This is a genomic window from Streptosporangium sp. NPDC001681 (assembly GCF_040298085.1).
In the GTDB taxonomy this organism is placed as follows: domain Bacteria; phylum Actinomycetota; class Actinomycetes; order Streptosporangiales; family Streptosporangiaceae; genus Streptosporangium.
The window spans coordinates 1-24,371 of record NZ_JBEOZN010000064.1; the positions used below are offsets into that span (position 1 = coordinate 1).

At 70.7% G+C, this 24,371-nt stretch carries 21 protein-coding genes; 6 read left to right on the forward strand and 15 right to left on the reverse strand.

Translation table 11 applies throughout. The features are described from left to right. Positions 1-182: 182 nt before the first annotated feature. Genes ABT130_RS26595 through ABT130_RS26605 form a run of 3 tightly spaced genes read right to left on the reverse strand, consistent with a single transcriptional unit; the run spans position 183 to position 1,948 of the window. The gene (locus ABT130_RS26595) at positions 183-1,268 is read right to left on the reverse strand and encodes an alcohol dehydrogenase catalytic domain-containing protein (RefSeq protein WP_350959668.1); all 1,086 of its coding nucleotides are present in this window, start codon (positions 1,266-1,268) and stop codon (positions 183-185) included. 11 nt (positions 1,269-1,279) lie between these two features. Then, on the reverse strand, positions 1,280-1,474 hold the full coding sequence (locus tag ABT130_RS26600; protein ID WP_030913934.1) for a ferredoxin: 195 nt from the start codon (positions 1,472-1,474) through the stop codon (positions 1,280-1,282). A 9-nt stretch (positions 1,475-1,483) separates the two neighbouring features. After that, the gene (locus ABT130_RS26605) at positions 1,484-1,948 is read right to left on the reverse strand and encodes a pyridoxamine 5'-phosphate oxidase family protein (protein ID WP_350959670.1); all 465 of its coding nucleotides are present in this window, start codon (positions 1,946-1,948) and stop codon (positions 1,484-1,486) included. Between the two features lie 77 nt (positions 1,949-2,025). Here ABT130_RS26605 and ABT130_RS26610 point away from each other — a divergent pair, with 77 nt between their 5' ends. Next, positions 2,026-2,673 (forward strand): class I SAM-dependent methyltransferase, encoded by a 648-nt coding sequence (locus ABT130_RS26610; protein ID WP_350959672.1) that lies wholly within the window; start codon positions 2,026-2,028, stop codon positions 2,671-2,673. Here ABT130_RS26610 and ABT130_RS26615 read toward each other — a convergent pair. The 6 genes from ABT130_RS26615 to ABT130_RS26640 all read right to left on the reverse strand — a co-directional run bounded on the left by ABT130_RS26615 (position 2,580) and on the right by ABT130_RS26640 (position 10,157). Then, entirely contained in the window at positions 2,580-3,650 is a 1,071-nt protein-coding gene (locus ABT130_RS26615; RefSeq protein WP_350959674.1) for an enediyne biosynthesis protein UnbU, read from the reverse strand. The genes ABT130_RS26610 and ABT130_RS26615 overlap by 94 nt on opposite strands. Then, a complete protein-coding gene (locus ABT130_RS26620; protein WP_350959676.1) occupies positions 3,647-5,680 on the reverse strand; it encodes a CRTAC1 family protein in 2,034 nt (677 codons plus the stop codon). The genes ABT130_RS26615 and ABT130_RS26620 overlap by 4 nt, the downstream gene beginning before the upstream one ends. A gap of 100 nt (positions 5,681-5,780) precedes the next feature. After that, positions 5,781-6,701, reverse strand: coding sequence for a DUF1702 family protein (locus tag ABT130_RS26625; protein WP_350959678.1), 921 nt, complete (start codon positions 6,699-6,701; stop codon positions 5,781-5,783). A gap of 417 nt (positions 6,702-7,118) precedes the next feature. Further along, positions 7,119-8,162 carry a prenyltransferase gene (locus tag ABT130_RS26630; protein WP_350959680.1) on the reverse strand — a complete coding sequence of 348 codons (1,044 nt, stop codon included), beginning with the start codon at positions 8,160-8,162 and terminating at the stop codon, positions 7,119-7,121. Further along, on the reverse strand, positions 8,159-8,872 hold the full coding sequence (locus tag ABT130_RS26635; RefSeq protein WP_350914363.1) for a class I SAM-dependent methyltransferase: 714 nt from the start codon (positions 8,870-8,872) through the stop codon (positions 8,159-8,161). The genes ABT130_RS26630 and ABT130_RS26635 overlap by 4 nt, the downstream gene beginning before the upstream one ends. 40 nt (positions 8,873-8,912) lie before the next feature. Beyond that, complete coding sequence (locus ABT130_RS26640; protein WP_350914365.1) at positions 8,913-10,157, reverse strand: glycosyltransferase family 4 protein; 1,245 nt, start codon at positions 10,155-10,157, stop codon at positions 8,913-8,915. 291 nt (positions 10,158-10,448) lie between these two features. On the opposite strand from ABT130_RS26640, the gene ABT130_RS26645 reads away from it, so the two are divergent. Both ABT130_RS26645 and ABT130_RS26650 read left to right on the forward strand, forming a co-directional pair. Continuing rightward, entirely contained in the window at positions 10,449-11,477 is a 1,029-nt protein-coding gene (locus ABT130_RS26645; protein ID WP_350914367.1) for a GDP-mannose 4,6-dehydratase, read from the forward strand. A 141-nt stretch (positions 11,478-11,618) separates the two neighbouring features. Next, entirely contained in the window at positions 11,619-13,682 is a 2,064-nt protein-coding gene (locus ABT130_RS26650) for a WD40 repeat domain-containing serine/threonine protein kinase (protein ID WP_350959682.1), read from the forward strand. 111 nt (positions 13,683-13,793) lie between these two features. On the opposite strand, the gene ABT130_RS26655 is transcribed toward ABT130_RS26650, so the two are convergent. The 6 genes from ABT130_RS26655 to ABT130_RS26680 form a co-directional block, all read right to left on the reverse strand. Next, positions 13,794-14,249 (reverse strand): DNA-binding protein, encoded by a 456-nt coding sequence (locus tag ABT130_RS26655; protein WP_350959684.1) that lies wholly within the window; start codon positions 14,247-14,249, stop codon positions 13,794-13,796. A 153-nt stretch (positions 14,250-14,402) separates the two neighbouring features. Further along, on the reverse strand, positions 14,403-15,188 hold the full coding sequence (locus ABT130_RS26660; RefSeq protein WP_350959686.1) for a rod shape-determining protein: 786 nt from the start codon (positions 15,186-15,188) through the stop codon (positions 14,403-14,405). Between the two features lie 4 nt (positions 15,189-15,192). Beyond that, entirely contained in the window at positions 15,193-15,552 is a 360-nt protein-coding gene (locus tag ABT130_RS26665) for a TraR/DksA family transcriptional regulator (protein ID WP_350914375.1), read from the reverse strand. A gap of 159 nt (positions 15,553-15,711) precedes the next feature. Continuing rightward, on the reverse strand, positions 15,712-16,077 hold the full coding sequence (locus ABT130_RS26670; RefSeq protein ID WP_350959688.1) for a hypothetical protein: 366 nt from the start codon (positions 16,075-16,077) through the stop codon (positions 15,712-15,714). A gap of 130 nt (positions 16,078-16,207) precedes the next feature. Continuing rightward, complete coding sequence (locus ABT130_RS26675) at positions 16,208-17,413, reverse strand: cytochrome P450 (protein WP_350959690.1); 1,206 nt, start codon at positions 17,411-17,413, stop codon at positions 16,208-16,210. A 358-nt stretch (positions 17,414-17,771) separates the two neighbouring features. Then, on the reverse strand, positions 17,772-20,984 hold the full coding sequence (locus ABT130_RS26680) for a glycosyl hydrolase family 95 catalytic domain-containing protein (protein WP_350959692.1): 3,213 nt from the start codon (positions 20,982-20,984) through the stop codon (positions 17,772-17,774). Between the two features lie 464 nt (positions 20,985-21,448). Here ABT130_RS26680 and ABT130_RS26685 point away from each other — a divergent pair, with 464 nt between their 5' ends. The 3 genes from ABT130_RS26685 to ABT130_RS26695 are packed head-to-tail and all read left to right on the forward strand — an operon-like array spanning position 21,449 to position 24,337. Beyond that, complete coding sequence (locus ABT130_RS26685) at positions 21,449-22,294, forward strand: fumarylacetoacetate hydrolase family protein (protein WP_350914395.1); 846 nt, start codon at positions 21,449-21,451, stop codon at positions 22,292-22,294. Continuing rightward, positions 22,291-23,598: an L-fuconate dehydratase gene (locus ABT130_RS26690; protein ID WP_350959694.1), complete on the forward strand. Its 1,308-nt coding sequence runs from the start codon at positions 22,291-22,293 to the stop codon at positions 23,596-23,598. Before ABT130_RS26685 ends, ABT130_RS26690 begins: the two co-directional genes overlap by 4 nt. Next, positions 23,591-24,337 carry an SDR family NAD(P)-dependent oxidoreductase gene (locus ABT130_RS26695; protein WP_350959696.1) on the forward strand — a complete coding sequence of 249 codons (747 nt, stop codon included), beginning with the start codon at positions 23,591-23,593 and terminating at the stop codon, positions 24,335-24,337. Before ABT130_RS26690 ends, ABT130_RS26695 begins: the two co-directional genes overlap by 8 nt. Positions 24,338-24,371: the final 34 nt, after the last annotated feature.

A 24,371-nucleotide genomic window follows, 5' to 3' on the forward strand; every position in this document is an offset into this window, starting at 1 on the left:
CCTTCCCCCTGCGCCCCGTCGGGGCCGGGGCGCGGGCCCTGGCCCGGCCCGCGCGGCCCGCGCCCGTGGCGGTGGGGGTGGGCCGGGGGGGGGGCCCCCCCCCCCGCCGGCGGCCCCCCCCCACGCCCTGCTCAGGCGGGCGGCCCGGTGACCCGGTGCGCGGGCTCGGTTCCGGGCGCTGCTCAGTCCATGACGACGATCTGGCGCAGGACCTCGCCGCCCTTGAGCGCCGCCACGGCGTCGTTGAGGTCGGCCAGCTTGATGCGGGAGCTGATCATGCTCTCCAGGTCGAGCTTGCCGGCCTTGTAGAGTCCCGCGAAGAACGGGAAGTCGCGCCGGACGTCCGAGCCGCCGTACAGCGAGCTGAGGATGTTCTTGCCCTCGAACAGCAGGCTGAAGGCGCTCAGCGGGACGTTGTCGTCCATCGCGCCCGCGCCCACCACGATCATGTCGCCCCCCCGGCGGGTCGCCTGCCAGGCCGTCATGATGGCGGCGGACTTGCCGACGGCCTCGAAGCCGTAGTCGAACCCGGCACCGCCGGTGAGCGTGCCGAGCGCGTCCATCAGCTGGTCGGGAGTGATGGCGTGGGTCGCGCCGACCTTCTTGGCGAGGGCGTGCTTGGACTCCAGCGGGTCGATCGCCAGGATCGTGGTGGCGCCGGAGATGCGGGCACCCTGGATCACCGAGAGGCCGATGCCGCCGGCGCCGACCACGGCGACCGTCGAGCCGGCCTTCACCCCGGCCGTGTTGAGCGCCGCGCCGACGCCGGTGGTGATCCCGCAGCCGATCAGGGCCGCCGCCTCGAAGGGCACCTCGGGGTCGACCTTGATCGCGCCCTGCCAGGGCACGACGATCTCCTCGGACCAGGTGCCGCACCCGGCCATGCCGAACGCCGGGGTGTCGCCGCCGTAGCGGAAGCGGGCGTTGACGAAGCTGTCCATCACGTAGGTCATGCACAGGAACGGCTGGTTGACCAGGCAGTTCGCGCAGGTGCCGCAGGCCGGGGTCCAGTTGATGATGACGTGGTCGCCCGGCTGCACCGTGGTCACGTGGTCGCCGACCTCGACGACCTCTCCGGCTCCCTCGTGGCCGGGGATGACCGGCAGCGGCATGGGCAGCACGCCGCTGATCACCGACAGGTCGGAGTGGCAGACACCGGTGGCCCTGACCTTGACGCGGACGTCCGTCGGGCCCATCGGGGCGAGGGTGAAGTCATCGCGGATGTCGAGCTTGTCGTCGCCGACGGCATGCAGAAGCGCACCACGCATGGGGGGACCTCCTAGTTCTCCTCAACGGAGAGTGCGGCTTTGGGACAGGACCGCACGGCGTGCCGGACGCGGTCCATCATCTCCGGCGGCGGCTCAGGCAGCAGCAGGTGCAGCTGGTCGTCGTCGTCGAGTTCGAAGACCTCCGGGGCGAGTCCCATGCAGATCGCATTGGCCTCGCAGACCAGATAGTCGACTTTGATTTTCATACGGGCCTCCTAGCCGGGAATGGCGAGCTTACGGTGATCCCAAGAGATCACACGAGTGGGCTCGACCACAAAGGCGACCCTTTTGCGGCCGGTGTAGGTCACGTACTCGGTGAGCAAGTCCTCCGCGTCGGGCATCCCGGCCATCCGTCTGGCCACGTTCATGCCGATGCCGAGGATGCCCTCGGGGTCGTCGATCCTCCGCGCCACCCCGTACACCAGTACGCCGCGCAGGTCGGAGTATTCCTCCCCGGCCTCGATCAGGCAGCTCACTCGGGCGTCGCGCTGGATGTTGAGTGTCTTCTGGGCCTTGCCGTAGGTCCAGAATGAGATCTTGTCCTCGGTCAACCCGTAGAACATGGTCACCATATGTGGGGTGCCGTCCGGGTTGATCGTGCCGAGCTGCAGCTTCCGCGACTCACCGACGAAAGCCGTCACCTCGTCGTCGGACATCACGATGCGGGCGCGCTGGTTCACGGTGCAAAGTAGAACACGTTCCACAAGGTCGGGCAAGGGCTGATCGGAATGTTGTTCGGTATGGGTAGTCTGCTGTGATGAGCAACGCCACCATGCCCGCCGACCTGCTGTACGCCGCCCAGCACGCCAAGGGTTTCATGCCGCATGAGGAGGGAATCGCGCTGTTCGAGACCGCCGTCGAGTACGGCCCGCGCGGCCCGATCTGCGAGATCGGCAGCTACTGCGGGAAGTCGGCGGTCTACCTCGGCGCGGGTGCCCGGCAGGCCGGGTCCGTCGTCTTCACGGTGGACCACCACCGGGGCTCCGAGGAGATCCAGCCCGGGTGGGCCCACCATGACCCCACCCTGATGGACCCCCGATTCGGCAAGATGGACTCGCTGCCCACCTTCCGCACCACCATCGCCTCCGCGGGTCTCGAGGAGGAGGTCATCGCGATCGTCGGCAGGTCCGAGCGTGTCGCCGGGCTGTGGAACACCCCGCTGGCGATGCTCTTCATCGACGGCGGCCACTCCGAACTCCCGGTGACCAGGGACTACGAGGGGTGGGCACCGCACGTCATGCAGGGCGGCGCCCTGGTCTTCCATGACATCTACCCGGACCCGGCCACGGGCGGGCAGGCGCCGTACCGCGTCTACCAGCGGGTGCTCGCCTCCGGCGCGTTCAGGGAGGTCCGGCAGGAGGGCTCGCTGCGGGTGCTCGAACGGATCGGCCCCGGCATCGGCTGATCACCCCGTGCGGGGCGCCCGGTGCCGGGCGGGCGGCGGAGCCGTTTCAGCTCCCGGCCCGCGCAGACGATCACCAGGGCGAGGAACGGCCCGAAGACGACGTGGAACTGGACCAGCAGCCCGTAGACCGCCGCCGTGGCCAGGCCGAACACGACCTGGTCGCGCGCCCTGACCGGGGACGTGCCCGGATCGGTGATCACATAGCCGGTGTAGAGGGCGAAGGCGGTCCCGGTCATCGGCAGCAGGGCGCTGACCGTCGACACGTCGCCCAGACCGCCCCTGAGACACGCCTGCAGGGCGAACCCGCCCGCCCAGCCCAGGACCAGCGGCGTCCTGCCGGTGGGTCCGGCGTTCGCCAGCACGCCCCCTGCCAGCACGGCCAGCGGCACGATCAGGTCGAAAGGACCCGAGACCCACGCGGTGAACTGGTAGGCGGGGGCGAGGCCGACCCACGGGAACAGCAGCAGCACGACGACGATCCCGAAGGCCACCGGATTCAGGAACGCGGCGCCGGGCACGTCCCCGCCGGTCCGCCTCGCCGGTTTCGTCGTTCCCGCCCCATCCGCCGTTCGCGCCGGCTCCGGCGCCCGCACGCGGAAGAGGTACGCGCTGCCAACGCCGATCAGGACGGCGAGCACGATCGGCATCAGATGCCCGTTGCCGTACAGCAGCATCGCGCAGAGCAGACCGCGGATGTAGGAGGGCAGGAAGAAGTCGGCGACCCGGTCGCGGGGCACCCCGAGGTAGCGGGCCGGGCGCCGCCATGCCCACGCCTCCACGGTCTCCAGCACGAACTCGGTGGTCACGCCGGTGAGCGCGCCGGCCACCGGCGCCAGAGGGGACTGCTCGAAGCCGAGCACGGTGTGCCCGAGCACGGTGATCAGGGTGAGGGAGCACGCCGACCGCCGGAGCGCTCTGCCTCGGTTCGGGCCGGAGATCCTGGACTTCGCCGTCTCGGGGGGCGGGGCGGCGCTCACGGACGGCGGATCTCCGAGGCGTGGCCGTCGGCCAGCAGGATCCGGTGCCAGCCGGGCTCCAGGGACACCGACGCGGTACGGGTGCCGCCGCAGGCGTCCCTCCAGGAGATCTCGACGGGGACGGGGGAGTCCGGCAGGTGGTCGCCCAGGCCGAACAGCAGCTCGGGCGCGGAGAAGCCGTTGTGCCCGTTGGCGGGGTAGAGCTGCCTGCTACGCGTGACCCCGCCGGGTGGGCGCACCGTGGCGACGGCCCCGATGGCGGGCCGCGTCAGCCCGGGACGTGTCCACTCCCGGCGCGCCGGACGGAGCCGTGTCCGGCCCGGTTGGGCCAGGGCGGGCCGCTCCGGTCCGGAGCGCGGCGTGGGGGATGGGAGGCAGGGGCCCGCGGGGAGACGGAGCCGCAGGCCCACGAACGGTGCCGTCGGGCCGTGGTTGCTGTAGAGCACCGACTCCGACCACTGGTTGGCGACCGCGAAGTCCAGTCGCCCGTCGTCGTCGACGTCGCCCACCGCGAAGGCCCGGCTGACCGTGCCGTCGCTGTCGCCGCCGACCCCGGCCCGCCGGGCCACGTCCGCGTAGCGGCCGTCCTCACCCCTGGTGAAGAAGGTGTTGGTGTCGCGACCCGACAGGTCGTCCCCGGCCCGGATGCTCGGCCAGAGCGCGGGGCGGGAGAGGAACAGATCGCTCGCCGACGCCGCCTCCTGCAGTTGCGCCCACCGGTCGACCTCACCCCTGACGAACCCGGTCGCGTGCATGATCTCGTCGTCGCCGTCGTTGTCGAAGTCGGCGGCCTTGACGTCCCAGGACCAGCCGCTGCGGCTCAGCCCCAGCTCCTCACTGAGGTCGTCGTAGGGCGCGTGCCCCCCGTGCAGGTCGCCGGGCCGGGACACGAAGGCGAAGTTGCTCTGGTGCAGCGCGTAGTCCTCGGTGAGGTTGCTCACCAGGATGTCCGGCCTGCCGTCGGAGTTGAGGTCGGTGAAGCCGACGCCCATCCCCTTGAACGAGTCGCGGCCGACGACCCTGGAGGCGGGAGTCGTCAGGTTCCTGGTGCCCCTGGCCTCGGTGAACCGGATCCGGCCGGGCACCGACTCGTTGACCAGCAGCCGGTCGGGGCCGAAGTCGCATGCCAGGTACAGCTCGGGCCGCCCGTCGCCGTCCAGGTCCTGGGTGCCCAGCGCCAGGATCCAGCCTCCGTTCCCGATCTCGTCGAACACCCCCTCGGCCTCGGTGAACCGCGCCGGTCCGCTCGCCAGGTAGAGCCGGGCGCCGCCGCCGTTGGCGGCGGCGGACAGCGAGTCGGGCATCACCGCACTGCCGGGGCCACCGTCGTCGGGATCACCGTCGTCGGGATCGCCGTCGTTGGAGGTACCGTCGTTGGGGGCACCGTCGCCCAGCACCCGGACGCCGTCGGGGAAATAGTCGCCGAAGACCAGGTCGAGGCGGCCGTCCCCGTCGAAGTCACCGGTCGTGGCGGCGCTGGTGTTCCAGATCTCCGGTTCCGTGGTCAGCGCGCGGTGGCGGAAGGCGGTTCCGGAAGGGGGTACCCCGGGCACGCGCAGGAAGAGCGAGGGGGAGCGGCCCCAGTAGTAGACGACCAGGTCCTGCCAGCCGTCCTGGTCGAGGTCGGCGGGCAGGCACCCGGTCGGCGCCTCGTACCGCCTGCGATCCGGGGGGACCAGCGTGAACGGCCGGTAGCCCCGGGGTGTCCCCGGTGCCCGCCTGACGGTCACCGTGTCATGGCGGGGATCGACCAGGCACAGGTCGTCGGCGACGACCTCGTTGTCCACGTCGAACAGCGCCACCCCGGCGCCCAGCGACGACACCCAGCCCTGGAGACCGGCGTATCCCGCCGCGACCGGCCGCAGGGTGCGGTCCCCGGGTCCCGGGGGCGGCCCGAGCGGCCTCGCGTGGAAGGAGAAGTCGGCCGACGTCTCCGCGACCGAGGTGTCCGGCAGGCCGGTCAGCCTCCACCCGGCGGCGGCGGCGATCAGGGCGAGGACTCCCGCCGCGTACCTGCGAACCCCTGACATCGCTCTCACCGCCCCTTCGAGCCGCAGGTGACGATCTCGGCCGCGACCGGCTCACGGTGGCGTGGTCCGGCATCGTCCGCACCACTCCCTCGAGCCGCGGTCACAAGTCGCGGTCGCGCCGTGCCCAGGCCTTCCGGACTCCCGCCCGCCAGGCCTGGTAGTGGTCGCCGCTGTGCGCGTTGTGGCCCAGCGCGACGAGCGCGGTGTCGGTCCAGCCCGCCGCCTCGTCCACTTCGGCCCCGCACAGCACGGGTGCGGCGGCGACGGTGTGCTCGGGGACCACGGCCGATATCAGCCGGGAGGCGCAGGCGAAGGCGCACCCCTGGGCGAGGTGGGCGCGGAAACCGTCCTCGGCCGCGGCGGAGGCCAGCCGCCCCAGGTCCGCGGCGCCGGCACCCCCGGTGTACGTGGCGGCCAGACCCACGCCGCTCCACAGGTCGGCGCGGCGCCCCGCGGGAAACTCGGCGATGCGCAGCACGACGTCATCCGCCCCCGCGCACTCGTGGAACCAGAGCATCCGCCCCAGTCCCTGATCGAAGATCGCTCTCCGGGTCCGATCCATGAGCCCCGCCGTCCGCTGGCGTCCCACCGTACGGTCCGCGGAGAAGAAACCCTGGTGGAAGCCGAAGCCGTCGTGGGCCAGCCAGCGCAGCAGCGGGTGCACCGAGCGGACGCCCCACATCGGCCGTAGCCGCATCTGGGCGTACGCCCGGCCGGTGCCCATATGGATGAGGTGCGGGTAGCGCATCCCCGGCCCGCTCAGCAGCTCCCGCAGGCGGCGCCCGCCGGTGAGGGTGAGCACGTCGAGGGTGGCGCAGGCCATGCCCGCGCCCTCGTACGCGAAACCGCGCAGGTCCTCGCGGAGGTCGTCGATCCGCTCGGCCTCCCCGGAGAGCACCGCGTTGAACCCGGCCGTGAACGACCGCTCCGCGCCCTCCAGCCGCTCGCGCGCCGGCCCCAGCCGGAACCGCCGCACCCCGAACCCCACCCGGGCGGGGTTCTGCCACAGCAGCCGGGCCACGCCGTTCGGCCTGGGCGGCGCCGACGTCCCCGGAGCCGCCGCCCTCGGCTCGGAAAGGCCGGACTCGGAAAGGTCGGGTTCGGCTGAGCCGGGCTCGGAGGAGTCCGGCCGGGGGGAGGAGACCGAGGATTCCTGCGGACCCGGATGCTCGGCGGGGTCCGCAGGATCGGCCGAACCCGTGGGTTCGGGTCGCCGCGGGGGTGCCGGGTTCGAGGGGGTGGGGGGTGGCGGGTCAGGGGTGCTTTCCGGGACGGCCTCCGCGCCGGCCGTCTCGGTGTCATCGCTCTGAGCTACCGTCCGAGTGCCCTCCGCATTACTCACGGACCCGAACGTAGTGAGCCGCATTCAGCCCTTCAAGCACCACGTTTCTGATTCCGTGCAAAGAAAACGCCGACGCCTCGGCCGGAGGCCGGGAGCTCAGCTCATGGAACGGGCGTGGCTGCAGCCGCAGGCGGCGGTGGGGCGGTCGGTCAGGTACTTGCCCGCGTCACGGAAGATGCCCGCGGCGGGGGTGTGCCCGGCCAGCGCGTCGGCGGCGAGTACGACCGCGGCCGCGGTGTAGGCGGAGCGCTCGTGGGGGAACCACTTCTCGTTCACGAACTGCCAGCCGGTCCAGTACGAGCCGTCCTCGTGCCGCAGGTGCTGCATGTCCGAGAAGAGCTTCCGCGCCCGGTCCCGGTCGCCCAGCGCGTCGAGGGTGAGCACCAGCTCGCACGTCTCGGCACCGGTCACCCACGGCTGGTCGGAGACGCAGCGGATGCCGAGGTCCGGCTCCACGAACGTGTCCCACTCCTCGGCCAGCCGTGCCCGCGCGGCCGGGCCGCGCACCGCGCCGCCCAGGATCGGGTAGTACCAGTCCATCGAGAAGCGGCTCTTGTCGGCGAACGCCTCGGGGTGGGCGACCAGTACGTGGCCGAGCTGGTCGGCGGCCAGCTCCCAGTCGGGCTGCGGGTCGCCCAGGTGCTCGCCGAGCAGCACGCCGCAGCGCAGGCCCTGGTGGATGGAGGCGCAGCCGGTCAGCAGCGCGTACCCGGCGGGCCTGCCGTCGGCCGCGCGCTCCCAGACGATCTCACCCCGGGTGGTCTGCAGGCCGACCACGAAGTCCAGCGCCGCCCGGACCGGAGGCCACATCCGCCGGGCGAACTCCTCGTCGGAGGTCACCAGCAGCTCGTGCCAGACGCCGACCGCGAGGTAGGCGGCGTGGTTGGACTCCCCGCCCTGCTCGACGGCCTCGCCACCGACCAGCTTCATCGGCCAGGAGCCGTCGGAGCGCTGCGTGCGGACCAGCCAGTCGTATCCCCGGCGGGCGGGGCCGGTCAGCCCCGCCACGCTCATCGCCATCAGGCACTCGACATGGTTCCAGGCGTCCACGTGCCCCTCGGGCCATGGGACGCCGCCGTCGGGCTCCTGTACCGCCGCGATGCTCTGGGCGGTCTGCACAACCTGTTCCCAGGAGATCATGCGGGCTTCCGGACGTAGAGCACCACGCTCTTGCCGATGAGCGGGTTGAGCACGGCCTCGGCGATCCTGGTGGCGGCGGGGCGTTTCATGATGTCCCAGACCAGCAGCTCGTGGTAGGCCTTGGCCAGCGGGTGGTCGTTGTTGTCGACGCCGACCGCGCACTTGATCCACCAGTACGGCGCGTGCAGGCCGTGGGCGTGGTGGTGCGGGCCGATGGTGAAGCCCGTCGACTTGAGCTTCGCGCTCAGCTCGGCCAGCGTGTAGATGCGGACGTGCCCGCCGGGAGCGGTGTGGTACGCCTCGTCGAGCGCCCAGCAGATCCGTTCCGGCAGGAAGCTCGGCACCGTGATGGCCGCCTGGCCACCAGGCTTGAGGACCCGGAAGATCTCCCGCATCGCGGCCATGTCGTCGGGGATGTGCTCCAGCACCTCGGCCGCGATCACCCGGTCGAAGGCGCCGTCCTCGAACGGCATGTCGAGCGCGTCGCCCGTCACGGTGTCCGCCGTCGCCCCGGGCGGTATCTCACCGGCCTTGTCCATCGCGGCGAACATGCTCGCCACGCCTTCCAGCTCCCCCGCGTCCATGTCGAAGGCCACCACGTCGGCACCGCGCCGCAGTACCTCGAACGCGTGGCGTCCGCCGCCACACCCCAGGTCCAGCACCCGGGTCCCCGGACCCACGGGCAACCGGTCGAAGTCGACAGTCAGCACTGGCCGCTCCTTGTGAGAGGTGATCGTTTCAGGGTCTCGCTCACTTCGCGCGGTGGGCCTGGATGGCCTCGTGGTAGGCCTCCACGGTCCGCCTGGCGACGACGTTCCAGGTGAAGCGTTCCATGACCCGGTCGTAGCCCTTCTTGCCCACCGCGGCCCGCTCCTCGGGAGAGTCGTGCAGGCGGCGCAGCACCGCGGCCAGCTCCTCGGGGTCGCCGGGGGCCACCTGTACGGCGGCGTCGCCGACGACCTCGGGCAGCGCCCCGGTGCGGCTGGCGACCAGCGGGGTGCCGCAGGCCATGTGCTCGACGGCGGGCAGCGAGAAGCCCTCGTACAGGGAGGGGACGACCGAGATCTCCGAGGTGGCGATCAGCTCGCCCAGTTCGGTGTCGGAGATGCCGTGCACGAACCTGACCCGGTCCCGCAGCGCCAGCTCGCCGACGAGCTTCTCGGTCGGGCCGCCGGGGGTGGGCTTGCTGACCACCGTCAGGTGGACGTCGCGCTCGGTGGCGAGCTTCGCCACGGCCCGCAGCAGCGTCGCGACCCCCTTCATCGGGGAGTCGGCGCTGGCCACCGCGACGATGGAGCCGGGCCGCTTGGGAAGCTCCGGGCGCGGGTGGAAGTAGCGGGTGTCGACGCCCAGCGGGATGAGCCGCATGTTCTTCTGGGGCACGTTGAAGTCGCGGTGGATGTCGGCGAGGGAGGACTCGCTGACGGTCAGGATCGGGCTGAGCCGCGGCGCGACCTTGGCCTGCATGCGCACGAAGCCGTACCAGCGTCGCATGGAGAGCTTCTTGCGCAGCGGAGCCGCCTTCAGCTCGATGCGCCGGTCCACGCTGATCGGGTGGTGGATGGTTCCGACCACGGGGAACAGCTTCTGGATGCCGAGCAGTCCGTAGCCGAGGGTCTGGTTGTCCTGCACCACGTCGAAGTCGCCGACGCGCTTCTTCAGCTCGCGGTGTGCCCGCAGGGTGAAGGTCAGCGGCTCGGGAAACCCGGCGGTCCACATGGTGCCGACCTCGAGCAGGTCGATCCAGTCGCGGTACTCGCGGAGGCCGGGAGTACGGAAGGGGTCCTCGTCGCGGTACAGGTCCAGGCTGGGGACCTTGGTGAGGATGACGCCCTCGTCGAGCTCCGGGTAGGGCTGGCCGGAGAGGACCTCCACGCTGTGCCCGAGGGCGATCAGCTCGCGGCTGAGGTGACGCAGGTAGACGCCCTGCCCACCGCAGGTCGGCTTGCTGCGATACGACAGCAGTGCCACCCGCAGTGATTCAGCACCCGGCACGGCAACCCCTTTCTCACCCTGCCCGAAAGGGGACAGGTACCGTGAAAGATGACCTTAGTCCTCGGACACTACCATTCGGTAGCTCTGTTGTACCTGATGTGGAATTGTTCCTAGGGCCTGCTTCACCGGGCACGAGCTGGGAGGTTAACCTGACCGAACAGGATTCGGTGGAACGCGTTCTAGGTGCGCCGTGAGGGAGATAGTGCCCACACGGGGGTGGGACGGTACATTCGCCAATCAAACGGCATAAGACCAGGCATAGGTCCCGCCCCCGCAAGCGAGGAGGACGCGTTGGCCAGGCGCGCGCTGATCACAGGTATCACCGGGCAGGACGGTTCCTATCTGGCCGAGTGCCTGCTCAGTCAGGGCTACGAGGTCTTCGGTCTGGCCCGAGGGCAGGCCAACCCGCGCGTCTCACGGCTCCGTAAGCTCCTGCAGGACGTTCAGCTCGTCCGGGGTGACCTGCTCGACCAGGGTTCGCTGATCTCCGCGGTGGAGAAGGTCCAGCCCGACGAGGTCTACAACCTGGGCGCCATCTCGTTCGTCCCCATGTCGTGGGAGCAGGCCGAGCTCACCGGCGAGGTGACCGGCATGGGCGTGCTGCGCATGCTGGAGGCCATCCGGGTCTGCTCCGGGATCTCCTCCTCGCGTACGGCCGCCGGATCCGGGCAGATCCGGTTCTACCAGGCGTCGTCCTCGGAGATGTTCGGCCAGGTCCGCGAGACCCCGCAGACCGAGATCACCCCATTCCACCCCCGCTCGCCGTACGGCGTGGCCAAGGCGTACGGGCACTTCCTGACGCAGAACTACCGCGAGTCGTACGGCATGTACGCGGTGTCGGGGATCCTGTTCAACCACGAGTCCCCGCGCAGGGGCGCCGAGTTCGTCACCAGGAAGGTGAGCCTCGGGGTGGCCAGGATCAAGCTCGGCGTCGCCTCGGAGCTGCGCCTGGGCAACATGGAGGCGCGTCGCGACTGGGGGTTCGCCGGAGACTACGTCCGTGCGATGCACCTGATGCTCCAGGCGGACACGCCCGAGGACTACGTGATCGGCACCGGCCGCACCCAGACCGTCCGCGACCTGACCGAGGCCGCCTTCGCCGCCGCCGGGCTCGACTGGGAGCGGTACGTCGTCACCGACCAGACCCTGCACCGCCCCGCCGAGGTCGACCTGCTCTGCGCCGACCCGAAGAAGGCCCGCGTCCAGCTCGGCTGGGAACCCTCGGTCACCTTCGAGGAACTGGTGGCGATGATGGTCGAGTCGGACATCAAGCTGCTCTCCGACGGCGGCGACCCCGACCAGGACTCCTCCTGGCCCTGAGGCCGGGCCTCTCCGGATCGGCTGCCCGGAGCATTCCGGGCCGCGGGGCTTCTGCTGCGGCAGGGGGCCGCCTATCGTCATTCCTTGGATCAGAAGCGGTTCCGGCCGTCCGCTGACGGGGACGTGGAGGCGAGGTGAGCGATGTCCGAGCCGGGCCCGCTGACCGTGGGCGACCCCGAGCGGATCGGCGGCTACCGGCTGAGCGGGGTGCTGGGCGACGGAGGTCAGGGCGTGGTCTACCTCGGCCACGATCCTGCGGACCGCAAGGTCGCGATCAAGGTGCTCCACGTCCGGATGGCGACCGATCCCAAGGTGCGCGAGCGGTTCATGCGCGAGGCGGAGATCACCCGCCGGGTCGCGGCGTTCTGCACCGCCCAGGTGCTGGGCGGGGGGATTGTCGGCGATCGGCCCTACCTGGTCAGTGAGTACATCCCCGGGCCTTCGCTGAAGGAACTGGTCACCGGCGACGGGCCGCGGATCGGCAGCGCCCTGGACCGGCTCGCGGTCGCCACCCTGACGGCGCTGGCCGCGATCCACCGGGCAGGGATCATCCACCGTGATTTCAAACCCGACAACGTGATCATGGGCCCGGAGGGGCCGGTGGTCATCGACTTCGGAATCGCCCGGGTGCTGGCCGTCACCACCACGCGTTCGGGGCTGGTGGGCACTCCCGCCTACCTGTCGCCGGAACAGCTTGACGGTCACCAGGCCGGCACGGCGTCGGATGTGTTCAGCTGGGCCGCCACCATGGTGTTCGCCGCCACGGGGCATCCGGCATTCCCCGGCGCCATACCGGCGGCGGTGATGAACGCCGTCTCCAACCGCGAACCCGACCTCGCCGGAGTGCCCGAGCGTATCCGCCCGCTGCTGGCAGCCTGCCTGGCCAAGGACCCCGGCGCCCGGCCCACCGTGGCCGACCTGCTCGCCACCCTCACCCGTGAGGAATCCAGCACGGTGGACCACCGGCCGCGCGGCCCTGCCCCGCCGCCTCCGGCGTCCCGTGTCCCGCGCCATTCCGCCAGGGGACGCCTGGTGGCCGCGGCGGCGATCGTCGCCGTTCTCATCCCGGCTGCCGCGGTCTTCTGGCTGTGGCAACCGGAGTCCCCTGAATCCTCCACTCCGCCGTCCACAACCCCCTCCGGAACCTCGGCCCTGTCGTTACCGTCCTCATCCGCCACGGGTTCCTCCAGGACCTCCGCTCCATCGCCCGGTCAGACTTCGAAGGTCGTTCCCTTCGGCATGCCGGTCGGCAGGCCGTTCACCGGGCACACCGGGGGAATCCATTCGATGACGGTGGCGGAGTTGCAGGGGCGGCCGGTCGTCGTCTCCGGCGGTGGCGGCGACGAGGGTCGCACCGTGCGGGTGTGGGATCTGGCCACCCGCAAGCAGATCGGCAGGCCGTTCACCGGCTACGCGGTCGCGGTGGCGGAGTTGGCGGGGCGGCCGGTCGTCGTCTCCGGCGACCACGACGGGATGCGGGTGTGGGACCTGTCCACCCGCGAGCAGATCGGCGGGCTGCTCACCGGCCCCGGTACAGGGCTCACGTCCGTGTTGGTGGCGGAGCTGGCGGGGCGGCCGGTCGTCATCTCCACCGGTAACGGAAAGATATATATGTGGGATCTGGCCACCCACGAGCGGATCGGTAGCCCGTTCACCACGCACACCTATTCGGTCGAGTCGATGGTGGTGACGGAGTTGGCGGGGCGGCCGGTTCTCGTCTGCGGCGGCTACGGCGGAATTGTGCGGGTGTGGGATCTGGCCACCCGCGAGCAGATCGGCAGCCCGTTCACCGGCTACACCGACGACGACCTGTCGGTGACGTTGGCGGTGACGGAGTGGGAGGGACGGCGGGTCGTCGTCTCCGGCGTCTCGGGTGGCGAGGATCGCACTGTGCGGGTGTGGGACCTGGCCACCCGCGAGCAGATCGGCAGCCCGTTCACCGGGCACACCTCGGGAGTCGAGTCGGTGACGGTGACGGAGTTGGCGGGGCGGCCGGTCGTCGTCTCCGGTGGCTACGACGGGGTGCGGGTGTGGGATCTGGCCACCCGCGGGCAGATCGGCAGGCCGTCCACCGGCCGCACACAGGAGATCGCGACGATGCTGGTGACGCGACTGCGGGGACGGCCGGTCGTCGTCTCCGCCGGCTTCGATGGAGAGATACGGGTATGGAGTCTGACTCCGCCCTCCCCCGCGCCCGGCTCCTGAGCCCACCTCCGAGGATCACCGCCTGCCTGGAGAAGATCCGCGCTGAGGGCGGCACCATCCGCGCGGCCGGCCCGGTCGAGAAACCGCTGGAGACCGTCATCCGGCCAAGGATCACTGGGTGGCCGGCGCGTTCGTGGACCTCTCGGTGCGGCCGGCCAGTCGTTCGTAGCGCTGCTTGGCGGCCTGCGGGGTGCCGAGGCCGAGGCCGAAGGCGATCTCCTGCCAGGTGAGGTCGCGGCCGCGCGCCATGAGCAGGAGCGCCGCCTCCAGCTCGTCCATCTCCGCGCGGGCGCGGGGCAGCAGGGTCAGAGCGGCGGTGATGTCGGCGCGGTCCACCTCCGGCTCGCCCTCCGTGCGATCCGCGGCGCCGCTCAGCAGGAACGACACGAGCCTGACGGCCTCGTGTGCCCCGAGCACCGTGGGGTGGACCTGCCGGCGGCGCTGGGCGTCGTCGGTCGCGTGGCGCTCGGTGATGCGCGACAGGGAGGCGTACTCGCGGTGCGCTCGCGCCTGGCTCGGGTTCGGAGGCGTGAAGGCACCGGCTGATTCATCGTGGTTCGCGGACATGCGAACCACGATCGCCTATCGAATGGCTTGTTGTCAATGAATCGTGTTAAACAATTTGTTTAAACAGCGCCGCCTCCGCCCCTGACGGGGACGGAGGCGGATCTCGGGTCATCGGAGCCTTTCGAAAGGTCGTTGAGGAGGCCGGAGCGGAGTTCAGCGGCGATCCGAGGCCAGCAGCAGAGCCAGGCCGCGGACGGTGGCGTGCGCCGGATCGGGGGCCACGCTGACGCTGAGGCGCAGGGCGGAGCAGAGATACCGGGCCAGGCCCGGGCGGGTGGCGCCGCCGCCGGTGATGAGCAGGCCACCGTCGCGCGCCCCTCGCCGGATGGAGGAGGGAACGCGGTCGACGAGGTCGGCGACCATGGCCGCGACCCGGGTGAGCAGGTGGGCGGGCACTCCGGTGGCCGCGCCGGCGTGGAAGTCCATCAGGATCTGCACGGAGCCGGTGTCGAGCACCCGGCCGCGACTGATGAGGGCCGCCTCGATGATCCCGGCCCCCATGTCCAGCAGGAGCCGTGGGCGAGGGTCGGCCATGCTCACCCCGCTGCCGGCCGCGGCCGCCAGCGGTTCCTCCACCACCGCCACCGGGCAGGCCGCCACCTCGAACACCGCCCTGACGGCGGTACGCCGTTCCGCCTCGGAGGCGGCCACCGGAACGCCGAGCAGCAGCCGTTCCAGCGGAGCCGTGTCTGACGTGGCCGAGGTGCGCAGGACATGGCGGGCCAGCCGGGCGCATCCGGCCGGGTCGGTGACGATGCCGTGCCGTACCGGCCAGCGCCATCGTCCGTCAGGTACGGCGTCGGCCGCACCCGTGACCTGACTCGACGGATCCGCCGGGACGGCGGAGGGCTCGTCGATCAGCGTGTCGCCGCCGGAGAGCAGCAGCCGGGTCCTGGCGGTGCCCAGGTCAAGGGCGGCCCGTCTACCGGGATCGGTCATCTCCTCACCTCCTCGCGTCCCGGCAGACGACGCAGTGCCGGGTGTGCGGAATCCGGCGCAGCCGTCGCAGGGCGATGGACGCCCCACACCGCCGGCAGGTGCCGTACACCCCGGAGTTCAGCCGTTCGATGGCGGCCTCGATCTCCGCGACGGCCGTTCCGGCGCGCTTGGCGCGCCCCCAGGCCAGCGGAATGGGTTCGCCCGCTTCCGGAGGCTCGGGCAGGTGCTCGTCCCCGGGGAGGGAGTCCCGCTCCGCTCGCGCGGCGGTGAGCCGTTCGTGCAGCAGCGCGCGGAACTCCGCCAACTGCACGGCGTTGCGCCGGTACTCCTCCAGCAGCCTGTCTGACGATCGGATGTCACCCATGACGACATCGACTCCTTGAATGACTCGCGGCGGTCCGGGCAGAGCGCGGTCCGCCATCGTGAAAGCCGGAACCTGGGCACAGGGCGGTGCGCGGCACCGCGCGGCTGAGGGACCTCGGTCGAGTTCACCGCTCGACGGAGGTCTGGAAGGGCGAGGAGCCTAGGAAGGAGGTGGGCTGCGTGAGGTGACGATCCGCTGAACGTCGCGCCGGGAAACGGCGGCGGGCTCAACGGGGAGCCAGGCGCGAGACGGCGGGGCGCTGGACGCCGCCACGGCGCCGGCCGCGGGCAGGGAGCGGAGTTGCCTCGGCGTCGGCAGGTGCTCGGCCCCGCCGGCCAGGAGTCTGGGTGCGGTCGCCTGGTAGGCGTCGCCGGTCTGCGGAACCCAGAGGCCGGTGGCGGTGCCGGCGGGCCTTCGCCCGCCGGGACTCGGAGAGGGCGCGACGGCGGCCAGAACGACCATGAGAACAAGGCCCACCACGACGGCCGCGGTGGGCCTGGGTGTGCCCCACCGCGGTTCCCTCATCGCCTCGACCATAGTCGACGTTCCACGAAAGGGCACTTCACCGGGAGGCCGGCGCTTTCGCGGGCGGGACGGGTGCCGAGGACCGGCCTCCGGGACCACGAGGCGGCCGGTGACCGCCGGCGATCGGGCCTCAGGTTATGGAGACCGGCAGATCCTTGATGCCGTTGATGAAGTTGGAGCGGAGCCGGCGGGCGGGGCCGGCCTGCTCCAGGTTCGGCAGCCGCTCGGCCAGCACCTCGAAGAGCACCCGCAGCTCCAGCTTGGCGAGGTGGTTGCCGAGGCAGAAGTGGGCACCGCCACCGCCGAAGCCGATGTGCGGGTTGGGGTCGCGGCCGATGTCGAAGGTGCCGGGGTCGGCGAACACCTCCTCGTCCCGGTTGGCGGAGCTGTAGAAGACCACGATCTTGTCGTCGGCCTTGACCTCCTGGCCGCCGATCGTCGTGTCGACGGTGGCCGTACGGCGGAAGAGGTTCACCGGGGAGACCCAGCGGACGATCTCGTCGGCCGCGGTGCGGGCGAGGGTGCGGTCGGCGACCAGGCGCCGCCACTGCTCGGGGTGTTCGAAGAAGGCGAGCATGCCGCCCGAGGCCGCGTTGCGGGTGGTCTCGTTGCCCGCGACCACGAGCAGCAGCACGAACAGGTCGAACTCCTCCTCGGTGAGGGTCTCCCCGGCGGCGTCGGGCATGATCAGCTTGGTGACGATGTCCTCGCGGGGCCGTTCCCGGCGCTCGGCGGCCAGGGCGTTGGCGTAGGCGTAGACCTCCATGGCCGCGTCCGTGCCCTCGGCGGGGTCGGTCGCGTAGTCCGGGTCGTTGGCCCCGATCATCCGGTTGGACCAGTTGAAGATCTTGTCCCGGTCCTCGACGGGGGCGCCGAGCAGCTCGCAGATCACGTACAGCGGCAGCGGGGCGGAGATGTCCCTGACGAAGTCGACCGAGCCGCGTGCCTTGGCCTCGTCCACCAGTTCGTGGCAGATGTCGCGGATGTGCTGTTCAAGGGCGCCCATCATGCGGGGGGTGAACCCCCGGTTGACCAGGGAGCGCCGCCGGGTGTGCTCCGGCGGGTCCTGGTTGAGCATCATCATCCGCTGGAGGGCGCGCTGGTCCTCGGGCATCTCGTCGAAGAGCGCGAGCTTCCTGCTTGAGGAGAACAGGTCGGAGCGGCGGGAGACGTGCACCACGTCGGTGTGCCGGGTGACCGCCCAGAAACCCGGCCAGTCCCGTTCGGCGTCACCCGGGTGCGCGTAGACCGGCGCGTTCGCCCGTAGCCAGGCAAGCTGATCGTGCGGCGCGCCGTTCCGCCAGTAGAAGTCCTGGTCGACCAGATCGATGTCCAACGGTCCTCCTGCGTGAACCGGGTCGGCGTTCCCGTGACGCGGCTCGTTGTCGGTGCGGCCTGCGAGTGTGGTCGGCGACGTGCTCCCCCGTTCGCGCGGAACGTTCCTCGCGGGACGTCCGTCACGGACGGGACTGTCCTCCCTCTCTCCCAGGGGGCACGCCGTCCTGCCAAGTGGTTGATCTAACGCTTGGTAGGGCTGCTTTCTGAAACGTGTTCTATTACGTGGTGGGTGTCCCGTCAAGTCGGGAGCCGCGGGAGCACGGTCGCCCGGAACCCTACCTCGTGAGGCCCGGGAAGCGAGTGCTTCCCGGGCCTCCAAGGGGATCGGGGACGACTCCGCACGGATCCCGTGCGGATCAGAACGCGATGTCGCGCCAGGTGCCGACCTCGGCGGCGGTCAGTGCCCTCGGCAGGACGGCCATGCGGTCGACCGCCCCGCTCAGGCGCTGGCCGCCGCCCTGGTCGGCGCCGAAGCGCAGCGGCCGAGAGGTGCAGCCGGTGATGCCGTCGGTGGTGGCCGTGCCGCCGCCGACCCGGGTGCCGTCCACGTACGTGTTGATCGCGCCGGTCCGGTCCATGGTGACGACGAGGTCGATGTAGCGGCCGGTCGGGATCGTCCCGCTCAGCCCCACGTTCAGCCCGGCGCCGATGAAGCGCAGGGTGTTGGAGGGGGTCAGGTCGACGATGATCCCGTCGGTGCCCGGGTTGCCGCTCGGCTGGGAGTCGAAGAGCCGCCGGTAGCCGGTCCCCTCGATCTTGACCTCGGCCGCGAACGTCGCCTCGGGCAGGTAGCCGATCAGCGTGTTCTCCGTGGTGATGTAGGTCGAGCCGTTCAGGACCAGCCCGCTGCCGCTCGGGGCCGCGGTGTCGTAGGTCGCGGTGCCGACGACGGTGCCGTGCCTGCCGCTGCCGGAGGAGTCGGTGACGGTCGTGCCCGACGTCGGGTCCCAGGCGACGACGGCCCTGCCCGCCGGGGGGGAGACGCACGGGCTGAGGCTGACGGAGGTCGCACCACCGGCCGTCCAGCCGTCGCCCGCGAGTTCCGCCGTGATCCGCGCGGACCTGGTCCCGTTCGCCGGGCCGACGGCCACGGTGAACGAGGCGGTCCTGGACTGCCCGACCGGGACCTCCGGCACCTGGATCGAGACGGGCGTGGCCGTCCAGCCCTGCGGCAGGACGAGGGTCGCCGCGCCCGCGGGCACGGTGCGGCCCCCGGTCGCGGTGACGGTGACCTCGACCGGGATCGACTCACCGCTGCCCGCGGCCCCGGGAGCGGTGATCTTGACGACCACCTCGTTGACGATCGTGTAGGACCTGCCCGCCTTGGCGTCGATGGTGATGACGTCACCGTCGCGGCGCGGGTCGATCGTCCTGCCACGCTCGTCCTCGACGCGGTAGCGGCCACCGATCATGGCGGCCCGGACCTTGAGGGGACCGGACCTGCCGGCGTGCACGGTGACCCTGTCGGCGTTGCCGTCCTTCCAGGAGGCGTCCACGGTCACGTCACCGCGGGCCCGCAGACCGGTCACCGAGCCGGTGGGCCAGGTCGACGGCAGCGCGGGCAGCACGTGGACGGTGTCGTGCTGGCTCTGCAGCAGCATCTCGGCCATGCCGGAGGTGGCGCCGAAGTTGCCGTCGATCTGGAACGGCGGGTGGGTGTCCCACAGGTTGTCCAGCGTGGAGCCCTTGAGCTGCTCGCCGAGCATCTTGTGCGCGTGGTCGCCGTCCAGCAGGCGCGCCCAGAAGTTGATCTTCCATGCCTTGCTCCAGCCGGTGCCGCCGTCGCCCCGCGCGGTGAGTGAGACCTTGGCCGCCTCGGATTCGGGGGTCCCGGCCGTTATCTGCCGTCCGGGGTGCAGCGCGAACAGGTGGGAGACATGCCGGTGGGTGTTGCCCCGGTCGTCCAGGTCCTCCTTCCACTCCTGGAGCTGTCCCCAGGAACCGATCCGGATGCCCGGGTCGAGCTTGGCCAGCGCGGCCGTCACCTCGGCCTGGAAGGCCTTGTCGGTCTTCAGCTCCTTCGCCGCCTCCAGGGTGTTGGTCAGCAGGTCGAAGACGATCTGCTGGGACATCGAGGCGCCCGCCGTGAAGTCGCCCTGCTCGGGGGAGTAACTGGGGGAGACCACGAGAGAGCCGTCACGCGGGTCGGTGTAGAGGGTGTCCAGCCAGAACTCGGCCGCGCCCTTCATCACCGGGTACGCGGTCTTGCGCAGGTATTTGGTGTCGCCGCTGAAGCGGTAGTGGTCGTACATCTGCTGGGTCAACCACGCCGCCGCGTCCGGGAACCAGAACGAGGTGGCCCAGTTGTGCACGCCGGTGAAGCCGAACGGGTTGGTCTCGTTGTGCACCACCCAGCCGCGCGCCCCGAACATCTCCCGCGCGGTCTTCGCGCCGGGGGCGACCATCGACTGGGTGTAGCGGTCGTACGGTTCGGTCGTCTCGGCGAGGTTGGTCTGCTCGGCGAGCCAGTAGTTCATCTGCAGGTTGATGTTGACGTGGTAGTCGGCCGACCAGGGGGGGTTGGTCGAGTTGTTCCACACGCCCTGCAGGTTGGCCGGGAGCGACCCCGTCCTGGAGGAGGCGATCAGCAGGTAGCGGCCGTAGGCGAAGAACATCGCCTCCAGCGCCCGGTCGTCGGCCGAGGCACCGCCGGTGTACGCCGCGCGGAGCCTGTCGGTCGGGACGGCCGGGGCCCGCTGACCGAGGTCGAGCCTGACCCGGTCGAACAGCTTCCGGTAGTCGGCCAGGTGGTCGGACCTGAGCTTTTCGTACGACTTCCCGGCGGCCTTGTCGACCGCCGAGGTGACCTTGGCGTGCGGGTCGGCGCCCCGGTAGGTGGGGTAGGTGTCGGCGTAGTCGGTGCCCGCCGACAGCACGAACACCGCGCTGTCGGCGCCCGCGACGGTGATCCGGTCGGTGCCGTCGGTGCGGGTGCCGCCCTGGGTGATCACCTGGACCTGGGACTCGAACCTCATGCCGTTGTCGGCGAGCGCACCCCGGACCGTCAGGCGTCCCTTCGAGACCGAGACCTGCTTGTCGGAGCGGGGGGAGGAGGTGCGCAGCGTGAAGGAGACCTTGCCCTTCTCATCGGCGGAGATCCGGCCGACGATGACGTTGCCGGGGTGGCTGGCGAAGTACTCGCGGGAGTAGGTCACGCCGTCCGCGGTGTAGCCGACCCTGGCGACCGCGTCGCGCAGGCTCAGCTCCCGGCGGTAGCCGGTGGTGGCCCCGGGGGTCTCGGGCATGTCCAGCCAGAGGTCGCCGAAGGTCTGGTAGGCGCCGAACCCCCTCTTGGGCTGGCCGAGCTTGGCCGCCACCGCCGTGGGGGAGATCTTGCCGACGCGGTCGATCTCTGCCCTGACCTCGGCGATCGCGTTCGGCCTGGGGGAGGTCCAGTTGCCGAAGTCGTAGCCGTTGGAACCGGGACCGCCGGTCCACAGGGACTTCTCGTTGAACTGGATCTGCTCGCCGCCGACGCCGCCGAACACCATGGCGCCCAGCGCGCCGTTGCCGATCGGCAGTGCCTGGGTCTCCCAGTCGGTGGCGGGCTTGTCGTACCAGAGTGTCAAGTCATCGGGTGTATCTGCTTGTGTCATGTTCGCTGACAGCTCCGCATTCGCCAGACCGGGTCCGTACAGCCCGGTAGTGAGGGTGAGGGTGGCGAGGAGAACTATGGCGAGGCGTCGTCGTGGGGGGCGAGGCAACAAATTCCTCCGATCACAGGGGAGACTGTTTATAGGAGATAGCACCGAAACCCCGCTGCAACAAGCCTCATCCTCCGATGTTTGTGCGAGTCGATCGCTCGCGTTCCCGTCACTGGAAGCCGCGTCGCAGGCGATCTTTGCTCCTGCCTGCCGAGGGAAGTCCGATGACTGAAGGTCGAAATTGGGCGATGATCCGATATAACCCCTGTCGGGCGGGATTTCTCCTCGATAACGGATCGGATGTATCGGGGGCGAGGGGTTGACATCGAGGTTCGGCGTCGTTCAGCATCACGGAACAAGACATCCGATGTATCAACGAAGGGTGCGGTGTGAAGCTGCTGCGAGTAGGACCCGTCGGCCATGAGCGGCCGGCCGTCCTGGACGGGGCCGGTAACCTCCGCGAAATCTCCGAAGCCGAGATCGACGGGGCTTTCCTCGCCTCCGGGGGAGTGGCTCGCGTCCGGGAGGCGCTGGAGCGGGGCGAACTGCCCGTGCTGGACGCCGAGGGACTGCGGATCGGCGCCCCGATCGCCAGGCCGGGCAAGATCGTGTGCATCGGGCTCAACTACCGCGACCACGCGGAGGAGACGAACACCCCGCCCCCGGCGGAACCGGTCGTCTTCATGAAGGCAGCCAACACGATCGTCGGTCCCGACGACGAGGTGCTCATCCCCAGGGACAGCGTGAAGACCGACTGGGAGGTCGAGCTGGCGGTCGTCATCGGCGAGACGGCCCGCTACGTCGAGACGGACGAGGAGGCGCTGTCCAAGATCGCGGGCTACACCATCTCCAACGACGTCTCCGAGCGTGAGTTCCAGCTGGAGCGCGGCGGCCAGTGGGACAAGGGCAAGTCCTGCGAGACCTTCAACCCGCTCGGTCCCTGGCTGGTCACCTCCGACGAGATCCCCGACCCGCAGGCCCTGGGCCTGCGCCTGTCGGTGGACGGCGTGCGGCGCCAGAGAGGCGACACCAAGAACATGATCTTCACCGTGGCGGAGATCGTCCGCTACCTCAGCCGGTTCATGGTCCTCGAACCCGGTGACCTCATCAACACCGGCACCCCCGCCGGCGTCGCGCTCGGCCTGCCCGGCACCCCGTACCTGCGAGCGGGGCAGGTCATGGAACTGGAGATCGACGGCCTCGGCGCCCAGCGGCAGACGGTGGGACAGGCATGAGCGAGGGGGTGGGCGCTTACCACATCACCTCGATGGAGACCCATGACATCCGCTTCCCCACCTCGCTGGCGCTCGACGGCTCCGACGCGATGAACCCCGACCCCGACTACTCGGCCGCCTACCTGGTGCTGAGGACCGACGACGGGTTCGAGGGCCACGGCTTCGCCTTCACCATCGGACGCGGCAACGAGGTGCAGACCTCCGCGATCAGGGCGCTGGAGCCGTACGTGCTCGGCAGGGACGTCGAGGACATGGGCGCGCTCTGGAAGGAGATGGTCCACGACTCCCAGCTGCGCTGGCTCGGCCCGGAGAAGGGCGTCATGCACATGGCGATCTCCGCCGTGGTCAACGCGCTCTGGGACCTGAAGGCCAAGCGGGCGGGCAGGCCGCTCTGGCTGCTGCTGGCCGAGATGTCGCCCGAGGAGCTCGTCGAGCTGGTCGACTTCCGCTACCTCACCGACGCGCTCACCCCGCGGGAGGCGCTGGAGATCCTGCGCGCCGCCGAGCCCGGCAGGCGCGAGCGCATCGCCCACCTGCGCGAGCACGGCTACCCGGCCTACACGACCTCACCGGGATGGCTCGGCTACGGCGACGACAAGCTGCGCCGCCTGTGCAAGGAGGCGATGGACGAGGGCTTCACCCAGATCAAGCTGAAGGTCGGCGCCGACCTGGAGGACGACCGGCGGCGGATGCGCATCGCCCGCGACACCTGCGGCGACGACTTCCCCATCGCGATCGACGCCAACCAGCGCTGGGACGTCGACTCCGCCATCGCCTGGGTGAACGCCCTCGCGGAGTTCCGCCCGCACTGGGTGGAGGAGCCGACCAGCCCCGACGACGTGCTCGGCCACGCCGCCATCGCCAGGGGCATCGCGCCCATCCCGGTCGCCACCGGCGAGCACGTCCAGAACCGCATGGTCTTCAAGCAGCTCCTGCAGGCCGACGCGATCTCCTACCTGCAGATCGACGCGGCCCGCGTCGCGGGGGTGAACGAGAACATCGCGATCCTGCTGCTCGCCGCCAAGTTCGGCGTCCCGGTCTGCCCGCACGCGGGCGGGGTCGGCCTGTGCGAGCTGGTGCAGCACCTGTCGATGTTCGACTACGTCGCGGTCAGCGGCTCGATGGAGAACCGGGTGATCGAGTATGTCGACCACCTGCACGAGCACTTCGTCGATCCCGTGGTGATCGAGAACGGCGCCTACGTCGCGCCGAGTCTGCCCGGTTTCGGCGCGGCCATGCACGCCGCGTCGATCACCGACCACACCTACCCCGACGGTCCGGTATGGAGGTCCCTCAATGGGTGAGTTCGACGGCCTGCGCGCCCTGGTCACCGGTGGTGGCTCCGGCATCGGCCTGGCCGCCGCCACCCTGCTGGCCGAGCGGGGCGCGCGGGTGGCCTGTCTGGACATCAACGCCTCCGGGGGGCCGTTCGTCGAGGTCAAGGCGGATGTCACCGACGAGGAGGCGGTCCGCGCGGGCGTCTCCGGGGCCGTCGAGCAACTCGGCGGCCTGGACGTCCTCATCAACAACGCCGGGATCGGCGCCGCAGGGACGATCGAGGACAACTCCTACGAGGAGTGGTCGAAGGTTCTGGACGTCAACGTGCTGGGCATCGTCCGGGTCACCCGGGCGGCCCTGCCGCACCTGCGCCGCTCGGCACACGCCGCGATCGTCAACACCTGCTCGATCGCGGCGACGGCGGGACTGCCCCAGCGGGCGCTCTACAGCGCGTCCAAGGGGGCCGTCCAGTCACTGACCCTGGCGATGGCCGCCGACCACGTCCACGAGGGGATCCGCGTCAACTGCGTCAACCCGGGCACCGCCGACACTCCCTGGGTGCGGCGCCTGCTCGACGCGGCGCGGGATCCGGCGGCCGAGCTGGCGGCACTGGAAAGCCGCCAGCCGATGGGCCGTCTGGTGAGCGCCCCCGAGGTCGCCGCGGCGATCGCCTACCTCGCGAGCCCGCTCGCGGCGTCCACCACCGGTACGGTCCTGGCCGTGGACGGCGGAATGCACGGGCTCAGGCTCCGGCCCAAACCCTGATTCCGAGGTCGGCCTGACCCGGATGAGACAGCGC